Annotated in this window: 19 protein-coding genes and 4 pseudogenes; 14 read left to right on the top strand and 9 right to left on the bottom strand. The window is 47.0% G+C overall.

Annotated features, from left to right (window positions below; translation table 11 throughout):
- Positions 1 to 11 precede the first annotated feature (11 nt).
- Complete coding sequence (locus tag AACL30_RS14170) at positions 12 to 185, bottom strand: hypothetical protein (protein ID WP_339057056.1); 174 nt, start codon at positions 183 to 185, stop codon at positions 12 to 14.
- Here AACL30_RS14170 and istA (AACL30_RS14165) point away from each other — a divergent pair.
- The 4 genes from istA (AACL30_RS14165) to istB (AACL30_RS14150) all read left to right on the top strand — a co-directional run bounded on the left by istA (AACL30_RS14165) (position 184) and on the right by istB (AACL30_RS14150) (position 3,788).
- Positions 184 to 1,362, top strand: a complete 1,179-nt coding sequence (istA, locus tag AACL30_RS14165; protein ID WP_339056344.1) for an IS21 family transposase — start codon at positions 184 to 186, stop codon at positions 1,360 to 1,362. The genes AACL30_RS14170 and istA (AACL30_RS14165) overlap by 2 nt on opposite strands.
- On the top strand, positions 1,359 to 2,156 hold the full coding sequence (gene istB / locus AACL30_RS14160; protein WP_339058365.1) for an IS21-like element helper ATPase IstB: 798 nt from the start codon (positions 1,359 to 1,361) through the stop codon (positions 2,154 to 2,156). The genes istA (AACL30_RS14165) and istB (AACL30_RS14160) overlap by 4 nt, the downstream gene beginning before the upstream one ends.
- 64 nt (positions 2,157 to 2,220) lie before the next feature.
- Positions 2,221 to 3,018 carry an IS21 family transposase gene (istA, locus tag AACL30_RS14155; protein WP_339057055.1) on the top strand — a complete coding sequence of 266 codons (798 nt, stop codon included), beginning with the start codon at positions 2,221 to 2,223 and terminating at the stop codon, positions 3,016 to 3,018.
- Entirely contained in the window at positions 3,015 to 3,788 is a 774-nt protein-coding gene (istB, locus tag AACL30_RS14150; protein ID WP_339057054.1) for an IS21-like element helper ATPase IstB, read from the top strand. The genes istA (AACL30_RS14155) and istB (AACL30_RS14150) overlap by 4 nt, the downstream gene beginning before the upstream one ends.
- Before the next feature lie 34 nt (positions 3,789 to 3,822).
- Here the strand turns inward: istB (AACL30_RS14150) and AACL30_RS14145 are convergent, their stop codons facing one another.
- The 5 genes from AACL30_RS14145 to AACL30_RS14125 all read right to left on the bottom strand — a co-directional run bounded on the left by AACL30_RS14145 (position 3,823) and on the right by AACL30_RS14125 (position 7,688).
- Entirely contained in the window at positions 3,823 to 6,090 is a 2,268-nt protein-coding gene (locus AACL30_RS14145) for a phage tail length tape measure family protein (protein WP_339057053.1), read from the bottom strand.
- A complete protein-coding gene (locus AACL30_RS14140; RefSeq protein ID WP_339057052.1) occupies positions 6,087 to 6,392 on the bottom strand; it encodes a DUF1799 domain-containing protein in 306 nt (101 codons plus the stop codon). The genes AACL30_RS14145 and AACL30_RS14140 overlap by 4 nt, the downstream gene beginning before the upstream one ends.
- Positions 6,393 to 6,397: 5 nt before the next feature.
- Entirely contained in the window at positions 6,398 to 6,709 is a 312-nt protein-coding gene (locus tag AACL30_RS14135; protein ID WP_339057051.1) for a phage tail assembly chaperone, read from the bottom strand.
- A gap of 9 nt (positions 6,710 to 6,718) precedes the next feature.
- On the bottom strand, positions 6,719 to 7,381 hold the full coding sequence (locus tag AACL30_RS14130; RefSeq protein ID WP_339057050.1) for a phage tail protein: 663 nt from the start codon (positions 7,379 to 7,381) through the stop codon (positions 6,719 to 6,721).
- Positions 7,382 to 7,448: 67 nt separating this feature from the next.
- Positions 7,449 to 7,688, bottom strand: a complete 240-nt coding sequence (locus tag AACL30_RS14125) for a phage tail terminator-like protein (RefSeq protein WP_339057049.1) — start codon at positions 7,686 to 7,688, stop codon at positions 7,449 to 7,451.
- A 16-nt stretch (positions 7,689 to 7,704) separates the two neighbouring features.
- Here AACL30_RS14125 and AACL30_RS14120 point away from each other — a divergent pair.
- The 8 genes and pseudogenes from AACL30_RS14120 to AACL30_RS14090 all read left to right on the top strand — a co-directional run.
- A pseudogene (locus tag AACL30_RS14120) lies at positions 7,705 to 8,244 on the top strand (type I restriction enzyme subunit R domain-containing protein); the annotation flags it as partial.
- Between the two features lie 251 nt (positions 8,245 to 8,495).
- The gene (locus AACL30_RS14115) at positions 8,496 to 8,618 is read left to right on the top strand and encodes a hypothetical protein (RefSeq protein WP_339057048.1); all 123 of its coding nucleotides are present in this window, start codon (positions 8,496 to 8,498) and stop codon (positions 8,616 to 8,618) included.
- A gap of 15 nt (positions 8,619 to 8,633) precedes the next feature.
- Entirely contained in the window at positions 8,634 to 9,245 is a 612-nt protein-coding gene (locus tag AACL30_RS14110; RefSeq protein WP_339057047.1) for an IS3 family transposase, read from the top strand.
- A 49-nt stretch (positions 9,246 to 9,294) separates the two neighbouring features.
- Positions 9,295 to 9,399: pseudogene (locus AACL30_RS16600) on the top strand (IS5/IS1182 family transposase); the annotation flags it as partial.
- Positions 9,386 to 9,667 (top strand): transposase, encoded by a 282-nt coding sequence (locus AACL30_RS14105; RefSeq protein WP_339057046.1) that lies wholly within the window; start codon positions 9,386 to 9,388, stop codon positions 9,665 to 9,667. The pseudogene AACL30_RS16600 and the gene AACL30_RS14105, both read left to right, overlap by 14 nt.
- Positions 9,668 to 9,819: 152 nt before the next feature.
- On the top strand, positions 9,820 to 10,065 hold the full coding sequence (locus tag AACL30_RS14100) for a hypothetical protein (RefSeq protein WP_339057045.1): 246 nt from the start codon (positions 9,820 to 9,822) through the stop codon (positions 10,063 to 10,065).
- Positions 10,065 to 10,484: a type II toxin-antitoxin system VapC family toxin gene (locus tag AACL30_RS14095; RefSeq protein ID WP_339057044.1), complete on the top strand. Its 420-nt coding sequence runs from the start codon at positions 10,065 to 10,067 to the stop codon at positions 10,482 to 10,484. The genes AACL30_RS14100 and AACL30_RS14095 overlap by 1 nt, the downstream gene beginning before the upstream one ends.
- Positions 10,485 to 10,848: 364 nt before the next feature.
- A pseudogene (locus AACL30_RS14090) lies at positions 10,849 to 11,678 on the top strand (ISAs1 family transposase).
- A 373-nt stretch (positions 11,679 to 12,051) separates the two neighbouring features.
- Here the strand turns inward: AACL30_RS14090 and AACL30_RS14085 are convergent.
- Positions 12,052 to 12,492 (bottom strand): annotated as a pseudogene (locus tag AACL30_RS14085) (ATP-binding protein); the annotation flags it as partial.
- Positions 12,446 to 12,598, bottom strand: a complete 153-nt coding sequence (locus AACL30_RS14080; protein ID WP_339057043.1) for a hypothetical protein — start codon at positions 12,596 to 12,598, stop codon at positions 12,446 to 12,448. The pseudogene AACL30_RS14085 and the gene AACL30_RS14080, both read right to left, overlap by 47 nt.
- Here AACL30_RS14080 and istA (AACL30_RS14075) point away from each other — a divergent pair.
- On the top strand, positions 12,597 to 13,775 hold the full coding sequence (istA, locus tag AACL30_RS14075) for an IS21 family transposase (RefSeq protein WP_339056344.1): 1,179 nt from the start codon (positions 12,597 to 12,599) through the stop codon (positions 13,773 to 13,775). The two genes, AACL30_RS14080 and istA (AACL30_RS14075), sit on opposite strands and share 2 nt — an antisense overlap.
- The gene (gene istB, locus AACL30_RS14070; RefSeq protein ID WP_339058365.1) at positions 13,772 to 14,569 is read left to right on the top strand and encodes an IS21-like element helper ATPase IstB; all 798 of its coding nucleotides are present in this window, start codon (positions 13,772 to 13,774) and stop codon (positions 14,567 to 14,569) included. Before istA (AACL30_RS14075) ends, istB (AACL30_RS14070) begins: the two co-directional genes overlap by 4 nt.
- A gap of 34 nt (positions 14,570 to 14,603) precedes the next feature.
- Here the strand turns inward: istB (AACL30_RS14070) and AACL30_RS14065 are convergent, their stop codons facing one another.
- Complete coding sequence (locus tag AACL30_RS14065; RefSeq protein WP_339057042.1) at positions 14,604 to 18,935, bottom strand: hypothetical protein; 4,332 nt, start codon at positions 18,933 to 18,935, stop codon at positions 14,604 to 14,606.
- Positions 18,936 to 19,420 lie beyond the last annotated feature (485 nt).

Raw genomic sequence — 19,420 nt, 5'->3', positions numbered from 1 at the left:
AATATTTTTAATTAATTTTGCTTGATGATAAGCGCCATTTTCAGCCGCAGTGAGCAGATAAAATCCCTGAGGAGAAAAGTTGTCAGCGCTAATGATAAAAGACCGTAAATTGCTAATTTAATTTGTCCACTCAAGCCAGAATGCAGTTTCCTTTGTGGTGACAAAGCCATGAGGGAAATAAGCATGCTAAGAAGAGAGGACCACTACATGATAAAACAACGCCATCAACAGGGGGCATTTATTGTTGATATTGCCCATCAGATAGGGTGTTCAGAAAAGACGGTGAGACGGCACATTAGCTATCCTGCGCCGCCAACAGCAAAACGCGGTAAAAAACAGGTTGCTAAACTCGAGCCCTTTAAAGACTACATCGATTCAAGGTTGAGTGAACAGGTTTGGAATGCGGCGGTTATTTTTGAGGAAATCCGTGAAAAAGGCTACCGGGGTGGGAGTGCGATGCTCCGACGTTATATACATCCCAAACGTCCGCTCAGGGCCTCGAAAAACACGGTACGCTTTGAAACCCTCCCCGGTTATCAACTTCAACACGATTGGGGAGAAATCATCGTTGAGGTGGCAGGCTCTGCCTGTACGGTTAATTTTGCCGTTAATACGCTCGGTTTTTCGCGTCGCTTTCATGTCTTTGCTGCCCCTAAGCAAGATGCTGAGCACACGTATGAATCGCTGGTTCGCAGCTTCAATTACTTCGGTGGCAGCGTAAAAAATGTCTTGGTAGATAACCAAAAAGCCGCTGTTATCAAACATGGACAAAATGGCCACATCGAGTTCAATGCGGGCTTCCTGCAACTGGCTAATCACTATGGGTTTAGCCCTCGCGCCTGTAAGCCTTATCGACCGCAAACGAAAGGCAAAACCGAACGGATGGTGGGCTATGTTAAACACAATTTTTTCACTCGCTACCGTCAGTTTGAGAGTTTCGCTCATGTTAATCAACTGCTAGCGATGTGGCTGGCGAAAGTGGCAGACCAGCGTCATCTTCGTCAATTCAAGCAGACACCGGAAAATCGTTTTGCTGAGGAAAAAATAGCCTTGATGCCACTCCCTGCGACTGATTTCGATACCAGCTACTTCGACCTACGACAAGTGGCATGGGACAGCTATATCGATGTCAGAGGTAATCGCTATAGCGTGCCTTCATTCTGGTGTGGTCGTGCGGTTAATATTCGTATCGGTTTAGATAATACGCTACGTATTTACGGCGATGAGCAACTGCTCGCGACGCATCTCTTGCAGGAGGTAACGCAGGGCTGGCAAAAGGTGCCAGAACATCATCAAGCCCTTTGGCAACAGGTCAATCGAGTAGCGTCTCGTTCGCTCAGTGTGTATGAGGAGCTACTCTGATGGAAATGGAAAACTTGTTGATACGGTTAAAAATGGATTACCTGGGCGATGCGTTGGAGAGTTTATGTGAAGAAGCCACCAAGAAAGCACTGAACTACCGTGAATTTCTCCAGCAGGCATTAGCCCAGGAATGGAACGGGCGTCACCAAAAAGGCTTGGAATCGCGGTTAAAACAAGCACGTTTGCCGTGGATAAAAACCTTGGAGCAATTTGACTTTACTTTCCAACCAAGTATAGACAGGAAAATTATCCGCGAGCTGGCGGGGCTGAGGTTTGTCGAACATCATGAAAACGTCATTTTGTTAGGCCCACCTGGGGTAGGGAAAACGCATTTGGCGATAGCGCTGGCTGTCAAGGCAGCTACAGCTGGGCATCGGGTATTGTTTATGCCTCTGGATAGACTCTGCTGTACCTTAATGAAGGCAAAGCAAGAAAACCGTCTGGAACGCCAACTTCAGCAACTGTGCTATGCCAGGGTATTAATACTGGATGAAATCGGGTATTTACCGATGAATCGCGAAGAAGCTAGCCTATTTTTCAGGTTATTGAGCCGTCGTTATGAAAAGGCGAGCATCATTCTCACATCAAATAAAAGTTTTACTGATTGGGGGGACGTATTCGGTGATCACATTTTAGCAACTGCGATTTTAGACAGGCTTTTACATCATTCAACCACATTGAATATTAAAGGAGAAAGCTATCGACTCAAAAATAAACGCAAAGCAGGCATGTTGCCTATAAAAACGACTGATATTATCCAGGCGCCTGGAATAGAAACCCAACAGGAAAATTAGCAAAAACTGGACATTTTAAAGTAGCAAAAAGTGGTCAATCTAAAGTAGCGTTGACACCGGTGTCGTGTTATTCAGAGAACTCAAAGAGTTAGGCTATACAGGTAGCCTGTCGTTGTTACGTCAGTATTTGTATCTGTACCGTGGCAAACCTACGCCAGAGCCCATCGTGCGTTTTGAAACCGAAGCCGGCAAGCAAATGCAAGTCGACTGGGGTCAAATGCGGGGGGGTAAATCTCCCCTTCATGCCTTTATCGCTGTCTTGGGGTATAGCCGGGCGATGATGGTGATATTCACTGATAACATGCGATACGACACACTTGAGCACTGTCATCGACTCACCTTGGATTACTTCCAGGGCGTGCCCCGTGAAGTCTGGTACGACAATATGAAAACGGTGGTGGTGGAGCGTGATGCTTATGGTGAAGGCAAGCATAAGCTTAATCAGGCGTTTTACCCGTTTGCCAAAAGTATGGGGTTTATCCCGAAGCTTTGCCATACCTATCGGCCACAAACCAAAGGCAAGGTTGAACGAATGGTACGCTATGTCCGGGATAATTTCTTTCGTCCGCTCAATACCAAGTTATTGGCGTTGGGCCTGACACTCGATACTGACACTGCCAATGAGCACGTCACGCTATGGCTGGAAACGGTGGCACACCAGCGGATCCATGACACCACCAGAGAAAAACCTGCACTGCGGCTTATCGATGAACGTAAAGCACTACAGGCATTACCTCCCGAAATAGTACCGATAAGCTCTTCTCTGGCCAGCGAGCGCTCATTACCTTCGGTCAATGAGTTGAGTCAGCAACCACTGCATCATGCTCTTAGCGTGTATGACCAACTGATGGAGGCGATATGAACCTGCAATTATCCCGTATTGGCGAACTTACCTCAGCGCTGCAACTGCCGGGGATTGATGCAAATGCCTGCGATTTAGCCCAGCAGGCGGCGCAACAAGAGTGGGATTATCTGACCTTCCTGGAGCAGATTCTGCAGTGTGAGAAACGTTCACGTCATCAGCGGAAGCAGCATATATTCACCCGAATGGCTGGATTCCCTGGCCTAAAAACGCTGGAAAACTTTGATTTTACCTTCGCCGCGGGGGTGCCCAAAAAACAGGTCATCGAGTTAGCGTCGTTGTCATTTATTGAGCGCCAGGAGAATGTGGTGATGCTGGGGCCGTCAGGGGTGGGCAAGACCCATATCGCAATAGCCCTAGGTTACAAGGCCGTGCAGGCAGGAATCAAAACCCGTTTTATCAGTGCATCTGACTTAATTCTGCAACTAGCCACAGCGCAGCGACAAGACAACTATAAACAGGTCATGCAGCGCGCCGTACAGGCACCCAGGTTGCTAATTATTGATGAAATCGGCTATCTGCCCTTTACCGTACATGAGGCAAAATTGCTGTTTGATGTTATTGCCAAACGCTATGAAAAAGCTTCAGTGATATTAACAAGCAACTTGCCTTTTGGTCAGTGGGGACAAGTCTTTGCAAACGATACAGCACTCACCTCGGCCATGTTAGACCGGGTACTACACCACTCACATATCTTGCAAATCAAAGGAGAAAGCTATCGGATCAAAGAAAAAAAACAAGCCGGATTAATGGACAAACCCAAAGTGTAGTGGATCACTTTTAGATTGTTGCTGTGGATCAGTTTTAGGCTGTTGTTGACAGTTGCTGGTCTTCTTGCGCCCATCCGGCCTGTAAGGCGTGTTTCGCGCGCTGATAAGCCGCGGTGATTTTTTCTAATTGCTCAGTATCAGTAACCCCTTCTTTTTGTTTCAGGTAGTGGTTATCCAGCTGAAAGGTTTGAGCAACCCGCTGCGCCTGTTGCGGTGTTAAGCCCCATTTGGCTTGCTGCTGAGCCTGACGACGAGCAAGCGACTGGCCGTAGTCTTCCATTTGTTTGAGGGCAGTGAGTCCTTTTTGCCGCTGCACGTTCTCACGGGATAGTTGGGCTTCTAGTTGCAGACTAGCATTGATTTCTTTAGCCCGCGCCAACAGGGATTTTTGGTCAGCGGTTAATCGCGATTTAGTTTTTAAATCCGCTATCTGTTGCGTGAACCTCACCTGCTGTTTTTCTTGCTCGCTCATGGCCGTGGTGAGGGTAGCCTGTTGACGTAACATTGCCAGCCGTTGACGGCTTTGCAGTAAGGCGCGGGTGGCGGCATTATCACGATTCACACCCGGTTTTTTATTTTTTGGCGGAGCTTTATTCGCGTATCGGACGGCGATTTCTGCTCGAATGCGCCGCTGCTCCTGGGGACTGAATCGCGCGGCAATTTCATCAAATTTTTTCAGTTCTCGGCTACGCCGCTGGGCGTTGCTTGCATACTGCTCACGCCAGGCATCGCGTCGTCGCAGTGCCCTTTTTTCGTTTTCTTCCGCCTGAAGATAGGCTGTTTGGCGAGCGGCAGCGAGGTCTTGTTGAAATTGCTTTTCTGTTAGCAATGCTTTTTGCCGTTCTAGCCCCTGAATTATGGTGCGATTAAAGTACCCTTTTTTGAGGTCATTTAATTGCGCATTCACCCGGGCGATTTGATCGCGCAGGCTTTGCGCTCTGCCGACATTCAGCATGGCATTCCAAGCGCCGGCCGCCCCTTTTTTTACGTTGACCCAGGCTTTTTCTATTTCAGCACGGTTTTTCAAGGCGCTGGCATAGGCTTCCATCGCCAAGCGTGCTGCCCCCAACGTATTGCCCGACCGTTCCAGTGCTGCTATCTGTTGATACTCGGATGCGGTCAAAAAATGTAATTGCTTGTCTAAGGCGCTCGCGGCAGTCAGGGGCTCCTGCTGTAAACGTTTGAAATGTTGCACCATTTCATCAATGGATTGCCCGGTAGCGGCCGCCATTTTTGCCGCGGCAACACTGATTTGTGCAATTTGTGTACGGTCAAAGGCACCGCTGCCGACCACCTGTGCCATGACAGCGGATAAGGCGGATTGCGTTAACCCATCGCCTGATAATCTTTTCGCTAAGATTTGTAATTGAGCCGCAGTTTTGCCGGCATACTGGCCGGTTAAAATAAGCTGTTTATGAAAAGTACGACTTTCTTGCGCTCCCCGGTAATAGGCCATGCCTATCCCTGCCAGCGCGGTCGCGACCCCGCCGAGCAGCAGTTTGGTGGGGGTGAGCAAACGCCCCATCGCCTTTAATGCATTGCCGATGCCACCAAAACTGTCTCTAATCTGCCCGCCTTGCTGAATAGCAATCATATACAGTGGCATCCCCCCTACCATCGAGGTGGCAATATCAGTAAACTGCATCGGCAATTGACGCAGTGCCTGACGGTATTGCCCCGCGGAGAGCGTGCCTTTTTTCCACGCCGCTTCTTGTGCTTTCAGGGTGGCGATAAAGGGCGCGGCCTGCTGTGTCACCCCGAGCTGAGCGGCTTTATACGCCAACATATCCGCGGTGGTTTTGCCCTGACATTCACTTTGTTCACGCAATGTGGCAATAAAGGCCATTTTCGCTTGAGTGGCGCGTTTGTCTGCCTGGGCTTGTGCCCTCGCCGCTTGCCCTTCCGCGGTTCTTGCTTGTGCCGCTTTCGCCAGTGTCTCCCGTGCTTGATGAATCGCCTGTGCGGCGTGGTCAAAGGTATCGCGGTCAATCAGAGGCGAGTTCTTATACCGCCTAAGCTGCGCTTCCATCGCATCGAGTTTGCTAAAAGCCGCGGTGACAGGATGGATTTTACTCAGTAAATGATGCAGTTCATCACGCTGTTGTTGTAAGCACCGCGTCGCTTGATGGGTTTGCTGGCCGACATGATTCAACGTAGTGGCAGTCGGTTTAAACGCTGCATTGACCGCTGCTGCCTTGCTGGCGGTACACGCAGCGGTTTTGCCCACGTTTTCCAGGGCGTGGATACCTTTTTCTAGGCCAGAGGTATCAACACGGAGTGAAATAGTCGCAATATTCGTCATGTTGAACTCCGCTGATGCATCAGTGACAAGGCAATGCGCTCCATGTGTCTAATATCGTCAAAAACGGTGGCAATGTTTTCTACCCCTAACAGCGCCATCACCTGCGGCAAGCAGCCGTAATCCAGCCCGGTGGGCGCTGTCATCCCCGTGCGCCATTGGGTTGACATCGCTTGCATTACCCTGAACGCAGGCCAAATATCTGGCCAGACCTCGAGGGGGGTGGGGGAAAAGTCCTCTGGGCGTAAGCCCGCACAGGCTAATGCTTCCACACTGGGCGCAGGGGTGTAGAGCGCGGTTGCCACCGCCCTCAGTTTTTTTCGCGCTGTCCCAGGAGCTCGCGGTAAAAGGTGGTGATGATGGCTTCCAGCGCTTGCGGGTAATTATTCGCCAAGCGGGTCAAATTGTCGCGGGTGAAGTCATCGGGAAGCGCCCAGGCGTCGGTAATGCTCTCGACAAAATCGAGTCCGGTTTGGTTTTTGCGTTTTTCCATCGCCGCTACCTCATTAAGGGGGAGGTGCTTGAAGGTAAAGGTGAGGATGCCCGCTTCCAATCCGGCGCGTGGAATTGCGACATCGGCCTTAAAGCGGGGTTGGGGTTGCAAGGTAAATTCAATTGACATGGGGGCTCCTTATGCTGTCACTTTGTAAAATGTCATGGCGGGGCTCTGCATATTCAGCACCAATGAGACGGTTTCCACCGCATTGGCTTCGGTCGTCGGTACCTCGTTAAAAGCCAGCGTCGCTGACCAGTAACGCTTTTCCTTGGCCAACGGCACTGACATGGCCATTGCTACTGTCTCTTGATGCTGATCGGCGGCACGTAATAGCGGATACACTGCTAATGAAGCATCGTGCCCCAAGGTGTAGGTCAGTGTGCGCGGGGCTTTCACGGTGTTGATATGGCGTTGCACGGTATCGGATAAGAATTGCAGGCTAACGGTTTGTTGCTCACCACCGGTACTGGACACGTCTTTGATTTGCGGGATTTCTGTCCAGGTTTTTATTTTGCGCAGCTGACCAATGCCACCCCCGGCTGGAAATTGAGCAGTCTGGCGGGTATCAATCGCTTCCAGTGTGATACTGGTCACGGTGGCGGCAGAAACACGCGCCACCCGTTCATTGAGTCCCGTCCAGTCCGATGCAAGATGAACGATGTCATCTTTTTTAATGTTGTTGTTGCCCACCACCGTGAGCACCGCAGGAGCAGCATTGCTGATAGCGGTAAACGGCAGCGCGGTTTCATACGCTGATGCCAGGTAAACCTGGGCACCATTGGGTAAAGCAAAGCCCATAAGGCGTCTCCGAGTGTTGAGATAATAAGAGGGTATTTAAAGATAAATTATTCAGGATGTGTTGCTTTTACATCCGCTGCGCCCGATAGCGCATACTGAGAGGCAAACTGTAGGTGGTACAATGGGTGATGCCGGCAAACAGCGTGGGCACGCTGACGATGGTGCAGCGGATAATGCTATCGCTTAAGGTGGTACCCAGATCAAACACACTGATGATATCGTCAGCGAGAGTCTGGATAGGCGATTGACCGCTGCCCGTCGGGGCACAGAGTGTGATTTGATAAATGCCCTGATAAATCCGTGACACTTGCGCCAAATCCAAGCATTCGGTCGTGGCGGGCAAACAGGTGATGCACAATGACGATGAAGCATTCAAAGACGATGTATTTATCGTTAATGAAGATGAGGAATTTACCGAACAAAGCATGAACCCTGCTGTTCAAGGTCAGGATTTACGCTTTGCCTTTGACCGCCCTGAATATCGGGTGATGCTGGTTGCCGACAAGTTCCAAACCGGATTTGACCAACCCAGGTTAGTCGCTATGTATGTGGATAAAAAAATTGCTAACCATGTCGAAATTGTTCAAACCTTTTCTCGCCTGAATCGCATGGCTCCAGGCAAGGACGAGGTCTTTATCATCGACTTTGTGAATGATCCGGCGAATGTTCGTCAAGCCTTTTCACTGTATGACGATGGAGCGCATATTGATGACGTACAAGATCTGAACGTGGTCTATCAAATCAAAGAGCGCCTGGATGAACACGGGCTTTATGGTGAGAAGGATTTAGCCATTTTCAAAGAGGCGAGGTTCAAGACCATCCGTGACATTACCCAGGCACAAACACCGCAGCACAAGGCATTGTGTAATGGTCTAATGTTTCCGGCCACTTTTGAAGAGCTGTAATAAACTGCAAATCAGAGGTGTATAAAATGAAAAGTAAAAAGAAGCCATTGACATTTACGCTGGAGTTTAAACAAGACGCAGCAAAGTGAGTCCTGTAAAAAGCGTATAGGTGCAAACAAGCGTCAGAGAGTTTAGGGGTTTCATTAAGAGCGATAAAAAGCTGGGTCAAGGCTGAAAGGGGGGGAGTTTCCCCGGTAGGCTCTGAACAGGTGAGTCTTAGTTTGGCCGAGCGTGAAGAATTACTTCGTCTGCGCAAAGAGCGCAATAACTTGTTAATGGAGCGTGAAATATTAAAAAAAGCGGCGGTCTTCTTTGCGAAAGAAAACGGATAAGATTTCAGTTTATTCGTGAGCAAAAGAAGACCTACCTTTGCCCGTTATCCAAAACGCCATAAGATAACAACGGACAGCGCTCATAATCATTCTATCGTACCCAACCTGTTGGCGCGGGAATTTACCGTTACTCAGAGAGAGGAGGTATGGACAACGGATATCACCTATGTTTGGACTTATGAAGGCTGGATGTATTTAGCGGTGGTGATGGACTTATACTCGCGCCAAATAATCGGTTGGGCAATGGCAGCCCACATGAAGACAGCACTGTGTGTACAAGCTCTCCAGATGGCTTACTGGCGCAGAAAACCTCCAAAAGGGTTGCTCCATCACTCAGATAGAGGCAGCCAATATACCCGCCATCAGTATCGTGCCCATTTGCAAGTGATGGGTGTGCAAGCCAGTATGAGTGGTAAAGGGCAAGGTTGGGATAACGCACCAACAGAACGTTTTTTTCGGAGCTTGAAATATGAATACTTGAATTATGAAATACTTAAAACCCGTAATGATGCCAAGTTAGAGGGGCTGGATTATTTAGCCTATTACAATAGTAGAAGACCACATAGTCTACTCGCTTATTTTTCACCCATCGAATTTGAGCTTATACCTGTAATCAATTTGTCTTAAAAATGTGTCTGGGTTTACTTGACCACTACATTGTATACGGCAACGGAAGGGGCTGGTGCATTCCCTGGTGGGAACCTCGGCGAATGTAGCCGATGTGACGCAAGTTCATCACCTTCTTCACGGCCAAGAAGAGGTTGTTCATGGTGATGCCGGTTAGCCAGGTCACTTGGCACATCCCCCGACGGAGGGTATTGCCCTTGCCCGGGCAGGAGCAGCAGGTATGGGAAAAACATCGGCATCAGCAAAGTCTCAACGCGAAAATCCGGGCTAAAGTAGAACACCCCTTCCGTGTATTAAAATGCCAGTTCAACTTTAGAAAAGTGCGTTACAAAGGCTTAGCTAAAAATACGGCGCAATTATTCAGCTTATTTGCTTTGACCAATCTCTTTCTCGCTAGAAAAATTTTGTTTTGTCGCCCCTAATTGACCCTTGATACTGAAAAATGTAACGCTATTAGCTCAAAATATAGCATTCATTATCGGTTCTTCAGGGGTTCCATATTGTTGGGAGTAGTAATTCTTGATAACTAAAGACTAGTCTGTATACTAGACTGATCAAAGCAAGGAGTTATGTTATGAATATTGAAATTGGATCATACGAAGCAAAAACAAAACTACCGGAGCTTTTGCGTGGTGTGCAATTGGGTAAGCGTTACACAATCACTCTTAGGGGTGAAGCGATTGCTGATTTAATACCATCAGGTACCTCTCAAAAAAATGAGGTTGCAGAAGCTATCATCCACATGAAGCAATTTATGAAGTCGTATCCTCCCATGCTTGGCCTTGATACTAAAGCGTTAATCGAGCAGGGGCGGGATTAATGTGTTTTATTCTTGATAATTCAGTTACGATGCGATGGCTTTTTGGAGATGGTTCGCCCAATGATAAGATGTACGCAGAGCATGTTCTGACCTCGATTACGGATGGAAATGTATTGGTACCTAGTGTTTGGTGTCTTGAAGTTGCCAATGTGATTGCAAGAGCGGAAAATAAATATGGATTGACTGAAGCACGTAGTTCAGAATTTATTCATACGCTTCAAAAGATGCACATAAAAGTCGATCCAGCAACATGCCTATATGCTATGGGGAATACTTTGCAATTAGCACGCAACTATAATTTATCAGCTTATGATGCTTCCTACTTAGAGCTTTCTCTAAGAGAAGGATGGCCGATTGCAACTCTAGACGAAGCACTTCAAAAAGCCGCAAAAAAAGCAGGAGCTAAGCTATTTAAGTGAACAACTCGACCCAAGCGGCTACATCCCATCTCCCCCCAAATTAACTCGCTAACGCTCGCTAGCTATGGACGGAGAATTTCGTGCAAACTGTTAAAATTTTTATTTCAAATAAGTTGATTCATATAGTGTTGTTAACAATGCTACGGCAATATAGCGTTAAGCAAATGAGCTAGAAGATAAAAAAAGATCAACAATCCATTAATACCTTCCCTTTCTGTGCCGAAAAGCAGTCTATTCTCGCACAGGCATAACAAGGCTTGCCGGTATTTTTCACCCCCCCGAATCAGGGCGGGATCCCACTTTAATTTGAACTCTATGTAGGCAGAATGCTCATAAGAGTATTTATCCTAATGAATACCTAACGATGAGCCTGTTTAAGCAATTAGCACTGCTCCCCGACCCGCGTAAAGATATCAATATTAAGTACCAATTGATCGATGTGATTTTCTTAGTTTTTGCCGCGATGTTAAGTGGCGCCTCGGGATGGAAATCTATCCAGGATTTTGGCGAAGCTCAGCTCGATTGGCTAAAAAAGTATGGCACTTATCAAAACGGCCTCCCACGAGGCCATTGCATTGCTAATATTATCAATGCATTAGATACGGATTTACTGGTTCAAACCTTGCTTTCATGGATTAATGAACGACGTGAGCGAACGGGTAGGACGCTGATAGCACTCGACGGTAAAACCTTACGCAGAAGCTGGTCTGAAGAGATTTGTACCGCCTTACATACCGTCAGTGCCTATGAGGTTGACGCCGGTATTACGCTCTATCAAAAAGCAGCAAACAGTAAGGGCAAAGAAGGCGAACTCGCTCGTCAAATCATCGATGCATTAGCGTTGGATAATGCGATTGTGACGCTCGATTCATTGCATTGCCAAACCTCAACGTTATCACTTATCACGCAACGCAACGCAACGCAACGGTGATTTTGTCGTGCAGCTTAAAGCCAACCAAAAGACACTGTTTGAACAGGTAAAACAGCAATTTGCTACCCTGGGTTCTGGATGTGGTGTTTAGAGAAGATGAACTCTCAATAAAGGCGCCGGAGGGCGCCGCACATATGGCTCTTTTCAATCGTGTTGCCTTGAGCCTGATTAAACAACATAAAGGCAAACAAGACAGCATTGCCAGTAAACGTAGAAAAGCCGCCTGGTCAGCCAATTTTCGCAGTCAACTTATTTTTGGATAAAATATCAGCAAAGTGGAATCCCGCCCTGCACTGCCCCCCGAATGGCTTTATCATCCTAGAGTGCTGTCATCTGGCTATATTTCACGTTGGTTACGGCAAGGTAAGGTAAACCGTTATCCTGTAGCCAATGTTGTACCACCCTCCACCTCTTCAGGGTGTTTCGGCACGGGCGGTAAAAATGCGCACTTCTTTTCCTTGATGCCACCATACAGAGCCGAAAACGACGATTTTCGCTTTTACCCTGTTACTCGCTCCGTAGGTAAGGGAGTTTCAAGCATTACATTAAGGTCTCGGGGAAAAGATTTCCTGCAGGATCTTGTCAACGCTACTTTAGATTGACCACTTTTTGCTACTTTAAAATGTCCAGTTTTTGCTAATTTTCCTGTTGGGTTTCTATTCCAGGCGCCTGGATAATATCAGTCGTTTTTATAGGCAACATGCCTGCTTTGCGTTTATTTTTGAGTCGATAGCTTTCTCCTTTAATATTCAATGTGGTTGAATGATGTAAAAGCCTGTCTAAAATCGCAGTTGCTAAAATGTGATCACCGAATACGTCCCCCCAATCAGTAAAACTTTTATTTGATGTGAGAATGATGCTCGCCTTTTCATAACGACGGCTCAATAACCTGAAAAATAGGCTAGCTTCTTCGCGATTCATCGGTAAATACCCGATTTCATCCAGTATTAATACCCTGGCATAGCACAGTTGCTGAAGTTGGCGTTCCAGACGGTTTTCTTGCTTTGCCTTCATTAAGGTACAGCAGAGTCTATCCAGAGGCATAAACAATACCCGATGCCCAGCTGTAGCTGCCTTGTGTCAGCGCTAATGATAAAAGACCGTAAATTGCTAATTTAATTTGTCCACTCAAGCCAGAATGCAGTTTCCTTTGTGGTGACAAAGCCATGAGGGAAATAAGCATGCTAAGAAGAGAGGACCACTACATGATAAAACAACGCCATCAACAGGGGGCATTTATTGTTGATATTGCCCATCAGATAGGGTGTTCAGAAAAGACGGTGAGACGGCACATTAGCTATCCTGCGCCGCCAACAGCAAAACGCGGTAAAAAACAGGTTGCTAAACTCGAGCCCTTTAAAGACTACATCGATTCAAGGTTGAGTGAACAGGTTTGGAATGCGGCGGTTATTTTTGAGGAAATCCGTGAAAAAGGCTACCGGGGTGGGAGTGCGATGCTCCGACGTTATATACATCCCAAACGTCCGCTCAGGGCCTCGAAAAACACGGTACGCTTTGAAACCCTCCCCGGTTATCAACTTCAACACGATTGGGGAGAAATCATCGTTGAGGTGGCAGGCTCTGCCTGTACGGTTAATTTTGCCGTTAATACGCTCGGTTTTTCGCGTCGCTTTCATGTCTTTGCTGCCCCTAAGCAAGATGCTGAGCACACGTATGAATCGCTGGTTCGCAGCTTCAATTACTTCGGTGGCAGCGTAAAAAATGTCTTGGTAGATAACCAAAAAGCCGCTGTTATCAAACATGGACAAAATGGCCACATCGAGTTCAATGCGGGCTTCCTGCAACTGGCTAATCACTATGGGTTTAGCCCTCGCGCCTGTAAGCCTTATCGACCGCAAACGAAAGGCAAAACCGAACGGATGGTGGGCTATGTTAAACACAATTTTTTCACTCGCTACCGTCAGTTTGAGAGTTTCGCTCATGTTAATCAACTGCTAGCGATGTGGCTGGCGAAAGTGGCAGACCAGCGTCATCTTCGTCAATTCAAGCAGACACCGGAAAATCGTTTTGCTGAGGAAAAAATAGCCTTGATGCCACTCCCTGCGACTGATTTCGATACCAGCTACTTCGACCTACGACAAGTGGCATGGGACAGCTATATCGATGTCAGAGGTAATCGCTATAGCGTGCCTTCATTCTGGTGTGGTCGTGCGGTTAATATTCGTATCGGTTTAGATAATACGCTACGTATTTACGGCGATGAGCAACTGCTCGCGACGCATCTCTTGCAGGAGGTAACGCAGGGCTGGCAAAAGGTGCCAGAACATCATCAAGCCCTTTGGCAACAGGTCAATCGAGTAGCGTCTCGTTCGCTCAGTGTGTATGAGGAGCTACTCTGATGGAAATGGAAAACTTGTTGATACGGTTAAAAATGGATTACCTGGGCGATGCGTTGGAGAGTTTATGTGAAGAAGCCACCAAGAAAGCACTGAACTACCGTGAATTTCTCCAGCAGGCATTAGCCCAGGAATGGAACGGGCGTCACCAAAAAGGCTTGGAATCGCGGTTAAAACAAGCACGTTTGCCGTGGATAAAAACCTTGGAGCAATTTGACTTTACTTTCCAACCAAGTATAGACAGGAAAATTATCCGCGAGCTGGCGGGGCTGAGGTTTGTCGAACATCATGAAAACGTCATTTTGTTAGGCCCACCTGGGGTAGGGAAAACGCATTTGGCGATAGCGCTGGCTGTCAAGGCAGCTACAGCTGGGCATCGGGTATTGTTTATGCCTCTGGATAGACTCTGCTGTACCTTAATGAAGGCAAAGCAAGAAAACCGTCTGGAACGCCAACTTCAGCAACTGTGCTATGCCAGGGTATTAATACTGGATGAAATCGGGTATTTACCGATGAATCGCGAAGAAGCTAGCCTATTTTTCAGGTTATTGAGCCGTCGTTATGAAAAGGCGAGCATCATTCTCACATCAAATAAAAGTTTTACTGATTGGGGGGACGTATTCGGTGATCACATTTTAGCAACTGCGATTTTAGACAGGCTTTTACATCATTCAACCACATTGAATATTAAAGGAGAAAGCTATCGACTCAAAAATAAACGCAAAGCAGGCATGTTGCCTATAAAAACGACTGATATTATCCAGGCGCCTGGAATAGAAACCCAACAGGAAAATTAGCAAAAACTGGACATTTTAAAGTAGCAAAAAGTGGTCAATCTAAAGTAGCGTTGACAAAGTAGCCAATATCAAGACGACCATCGCCATTAAAATCCCCCATCACAGCGTTATAGTCATCGGTATCCAGCTTTAATGTACTACTGAGCACCAGTGAACTGCCTGCCTGATCAACGACAAGTCGAGCGACTTGTTGCTGACGCCGCCCGGTAAATTGTGCTTGCACCGCATTACCGCTACCGTTATTCGCATCAATGCTATCATCGATACTCTGTAGATCATTGGGCGTATAAAATTGGTAGCTACTGTCTTTCAGGTAGGTATTAATAAACTCTTTTTGATTAAAATATCGACGCTGACGGTATTTCTCATGCACGCTTTCACTTTCTTCAGGCCTAATGTTGTCTTTAATTACCTGATTGTCAGTGTAATAGATCATCGGGGCGACATGCCGGCTGTTTAGGGTATGGGTGGCCGGTTGCCCCATCAACTGCTTATAAGGATGTGCTTGTAGGGTGACTTGGCCACGACTGTAATAAAGGGTACTGACATTACGGCCATGATTGAGGAATTGTTTTGCGTATTGCTCTTGTTGGTGATTGTACTGCTGACGTACCTGATCTAATGTCTGTTGGTAGCCTGCTTCATTTGAAATAGCCACATCCAGTGGCCGATTCCAGAAAAGCAACCAGCCGCTGTGCAACGTTTGCATGAAGGTGAGATTGACATGTCTTTTCAGCTCTTCGATCTGACGTATTGAAGAATAAAGCTGTGAGGTGATAATCAGTATCAGCCCTGCCGCCAGTGCCACCGGGCCTGCCACTGTGGCGGCGGTTCCCCCTAATGCACAAGCGATGGCGGTGCCGATACCCACAGCTGCCCCGATAAGCGAGAGTGACCCACTGACAATTAAATCTTGTCGTTCCTTTGCGTCAGTGGTATGGGATAAAGCGGAAAACGAATCCTGTGCATTGTAAATATCGAAACCACTGCCAATGACACTTAATGTCGGCCCACCAAATCTCACTATTTTTTGGCCAACGTTGAGCGATGACGATTTCAAGGGTGAGCTGACGGCAGCTGATCCCCCGGTTTTACTGGCATTTGATCCTGTAATCAATTTTTCTCCCAGTTTATTCAAACCATACTGGGTGCTATCAATAGTGAAATTAGAGAGTAAAGAAGCCGCTGACATCTCTAGCCGAAATAGCGCTTCTTGTTTCTTTTGATCTGATAAATTTTCATTTTCGAGTATGTCAAAATATTTTGTTAGATCATAAAGGCCACGTGCGTAACCGTATCCCTGCATGGTTGATCCGCCATAATGGCTGAATCGATTAATATGCGGATACTTGTTGGCCGGCGCTTGGGTATTTAGCCTACCTACCGCTATGGCGATTCTGGTTGGGGCTGAGCTATCGGCGAGCACACGATTACTGCTGGGGGCTAAATGTTCAACGCCCAATGCACTGTTTTGTTGTGGCACTGTTTTTTGCCCGGCGCTGGTTTGCCCCGGCACACTGGGCTGCCCTGGTGCAGAGGGTTGCCCCGTCGAGATGCTGTTACTGGAATGGGTGAGATAGTAATTAAGTCGTTCGAGATCAAAATGCATTCCTGAGGTTAAGGTAATATCAGCCAGCCCGGCGGCATTAATGGCATTACCTTCAATGGTTATCTTCATCTGATCCAGCAATTCAGTCGCGAGCTCCACATCATGAGCAGGCAAAGACACCGCCGATTGCTGTAAATTTTCTGAAAAATGATCAAATACAGTTTGCAACCCGTTTAGCGCTGGCCAAGCCTCTCTTGCCTGTAGGAGATCGATTTGGTAAATCTCGAAGGCGTATTGACCATTGACTTTGTCCACGCCATAACGTTGAGCGCGCGTTTGGCTGTTAACCTGGTCATTTTCCTCCTCCAGGTAATCATCGAGTAACGCCTTGAGTGCCTCGACCGTTTTTATGGCATAAACCCCACGAAGATGTACTTCCCCTATATGGGGATCATACAAATAATAAGCATGTTGCTCATTTTCAACACGAATAGATAGCATCAGCGCATGATGCGCTGTTTTTAACACATAATCACCCACGCCCGCGGTAAAAATAGAAACGGCAGAGCGGGTAAAAACAGGTCGTTTACTGATACCCATTTTCTTTAACTGATGGAAGGTTTTAGGTAACTCCCTCGCTAAAGTGGCTTGCGAAGCGGAATAAGTTCGCATTCTGTTAAAAAACAGTGCTCTGAAAAACTGTCTTGCATTTCCTGATGAGCGTGCATCAAGCCAAATCAAGCCGAGTGCCACTGCTTCAGCCCAGCTATGCCCCATATACAAACCGTGAAGTGCCTCACTGGTTTGTGCTTCAATGTCAGGCAGTCTCCCCGCTTTCATGCCCGCGTTTTGTAACGCCATTTCACCTGTTTTTTGATTGCGTTGCCAGGCTTCACTTTTTTCCAACGCTCGCTGCCCACTTAACGAACTGAGTTGAGAATGTATGCCCCCCAGCTGCTTCAATTGACGCACCTGAACACTCCATAACCAATATTCCATGTCATTGACTGTGGTTAACATTAATCTTTTGATATCCAGCTCATCATCACGGTGAAAAAAATCGAGCAGATCGGCACGCTGATTAGCCTCAAGCGAAAAAAGGCTCTTTTCAGGTGAAAAAGTCAGTTGAGAAACCAGCTTCCTGGTACGCTCTAAACGTGCTGCCAATGTCATGTCTGGCGCAGTAATTTCTTCTTGTTGTGAGGGGAGGGCATCGATTGCTGGAGCAATGGGCGTTGTCACTTGCTGATAAAAAATAGCTAGCTCCGATGTCAGTTGATCGGTGATTTGCAGGCCGAGCGATGTCACTGGGCTGACAGAGGGAACCGCATTCTGCGGGGAAGTAGCGGGAGCATTCAGTAGGCTAGTGAATAATTTTTGCATAATGGCATCGGCCTGTTGCTCAACAAATTGAGCAGGCTTGCCTATTTCATAGCTATCATAATCAAGTTGATGCTCATTCACCTTTTCTTTTAGCAAGGGCGTACTGATTTTTGGCAAAATGAGCGATCTTATCACCTGATCAATTTTGTCATGCAGTTGGGCTATCGCTTGCTGAAAAACAGCTTCGATCTGTATTAACTGCGGCTCTTCCTGTTGATCGACCCATTGTTGTAGCGATAACACTTGCACATGAAGTGGCAGTAGCATTGTCAGTCTTTTAAGCAGGGCGCGTATTTTTGGCGCGGTGGTGGAAAGGTGACGCTGTAACATACTCGGGATAATTTGATCCTGGATTTTTTTTGCAAAAATTTCGGCCAAAAACCGCTCCAGTTTTAATTGAGTGGTTATTTTTTTTATCAAAGATTCGGTCGTTTCGGCAGGAGGATCGGGTTTATTAAAGTCGGATAAACGATCTCCGGTCGGAAACTGGTAAATAGTACGGCCGAAGGTGGCTTTTTCTCCCCTTTGATGCACCGCAATATTGGCAGGCAAAGGAATGTTGGTCGGTAGATTTACCTGTTGTTGTGTCGCGCTGTTTTGTATTGAAATAAAGGTTGGCATTTCTAACAGCACAAAAGGGGTTTCTCCTGTGCCAATTGAGGCAACGGTAACGGAAAATTGAATCCCTTCGGCCTCGTCTTTAAATTTAATCTGTTGTCCGACGGCGGTTACCACGCTTTGTTGTAAACTTTTTTTTAGCTGTATTTGATAGTTATCTGTGCCAAAGCGTGGTTGAACGCTGAAATCTTCAGAAAGTGCCTCAGCGTCAACCCCTGATAAATGTAAATTGAAATTCCCCTTGGCAAAATCGATACGGGCAAAGGCGGTTTTTCCTGCCAATAAAGGTATTGCAATCGTGCTGCCCACATCTTCCTGGGCAAAATTTCGGTTCACTTTCCACCCGTTTTGTTGCCCATTAGGCGCAAAGGTGCACTCGATATGTAAAGGAACTAAGGGGGTTTTCAATAAGGTTGCCAACGATTTTAGAATAATTTTAGCCGCATCGATTTTTACGCTAGTGGAATACGGCGCGATCTGGCCGATCATTTCCGCAAGCGCCTGTTCAGGTATCCGTGGTAACAGCAAAACTTTGATGATAGTGGCCAGATAGATAGCCAATTGATCGAGCCGTTTTTGATAAGCTTCTTTGGAGACATATTGCACAGAGAGTAAATTATTTGGCTGATTTTTATAAATGAAAAGGTCTTGCAGCACCTGCGCTTGTTTGCTCTGTGGAAGCAGGGCAGTGATGATTTCCATTGTAGTCCCGAGTTGTTCCGGGCGTTGTAGCATACCGATAAAAATTGCTTTGAGGCGGTCGGAGGAAAGAACAGTCTGTTGCGGGGGTGGGGTATCTTGCTTTGTTGTCAGCATAATAATTCTCTCCTTAAATGATATGCTTCGTGTGTTAATGACAAACACAGGGACTCTATACCCTTCGCCTTTAAAGCCGCCGCGTTATTGGCTGCGGATGTTTGGCAACTCCATGATTTATCATTAAATATAGTTGATAAACAACCAGCATCAAGAAACGACAACATACCCAATGAATTTCGAGTCACGGCAAGGTGGCAATCAATCGAATCCCAGGAGTGTACAGGTAGTACATGACAGAGGATGAGTGATCGCTGCCAACGCCGCCGTAACTTGAAAGGCGAAGGTCTATTGAATCGATTTTTATCGTTAGTTTGGCTTTAAAATAAAGATGGCGAAAAAGCCAGGAGGGTTCTAGATTTAAAGGATTAGATTTGCTGTAAGAGCCATTTTCTACAAGAAATTTCGAAATTACTACGGAACAGCGTTATACCCTTCGCCTTTGAAGTTGCCTTCGGCTGCTAGGGCGTGCGACCGATGAGCGT

This window comes from Candidatus Regiella endosymbiont of Tuberolachnus salignus (genome assembly GCF_964020115.1).
Taxonomy (GTDB): domain Bacteria; phylum Pseudomonadota; class Gammaproteobacteria; order Enterobacterales; family Enterobacteriaceae; genus Regiella; species Regiella insecticola.
This window is presented reverse-complemented; position numbering and strand designations above follow the sequence as displayed.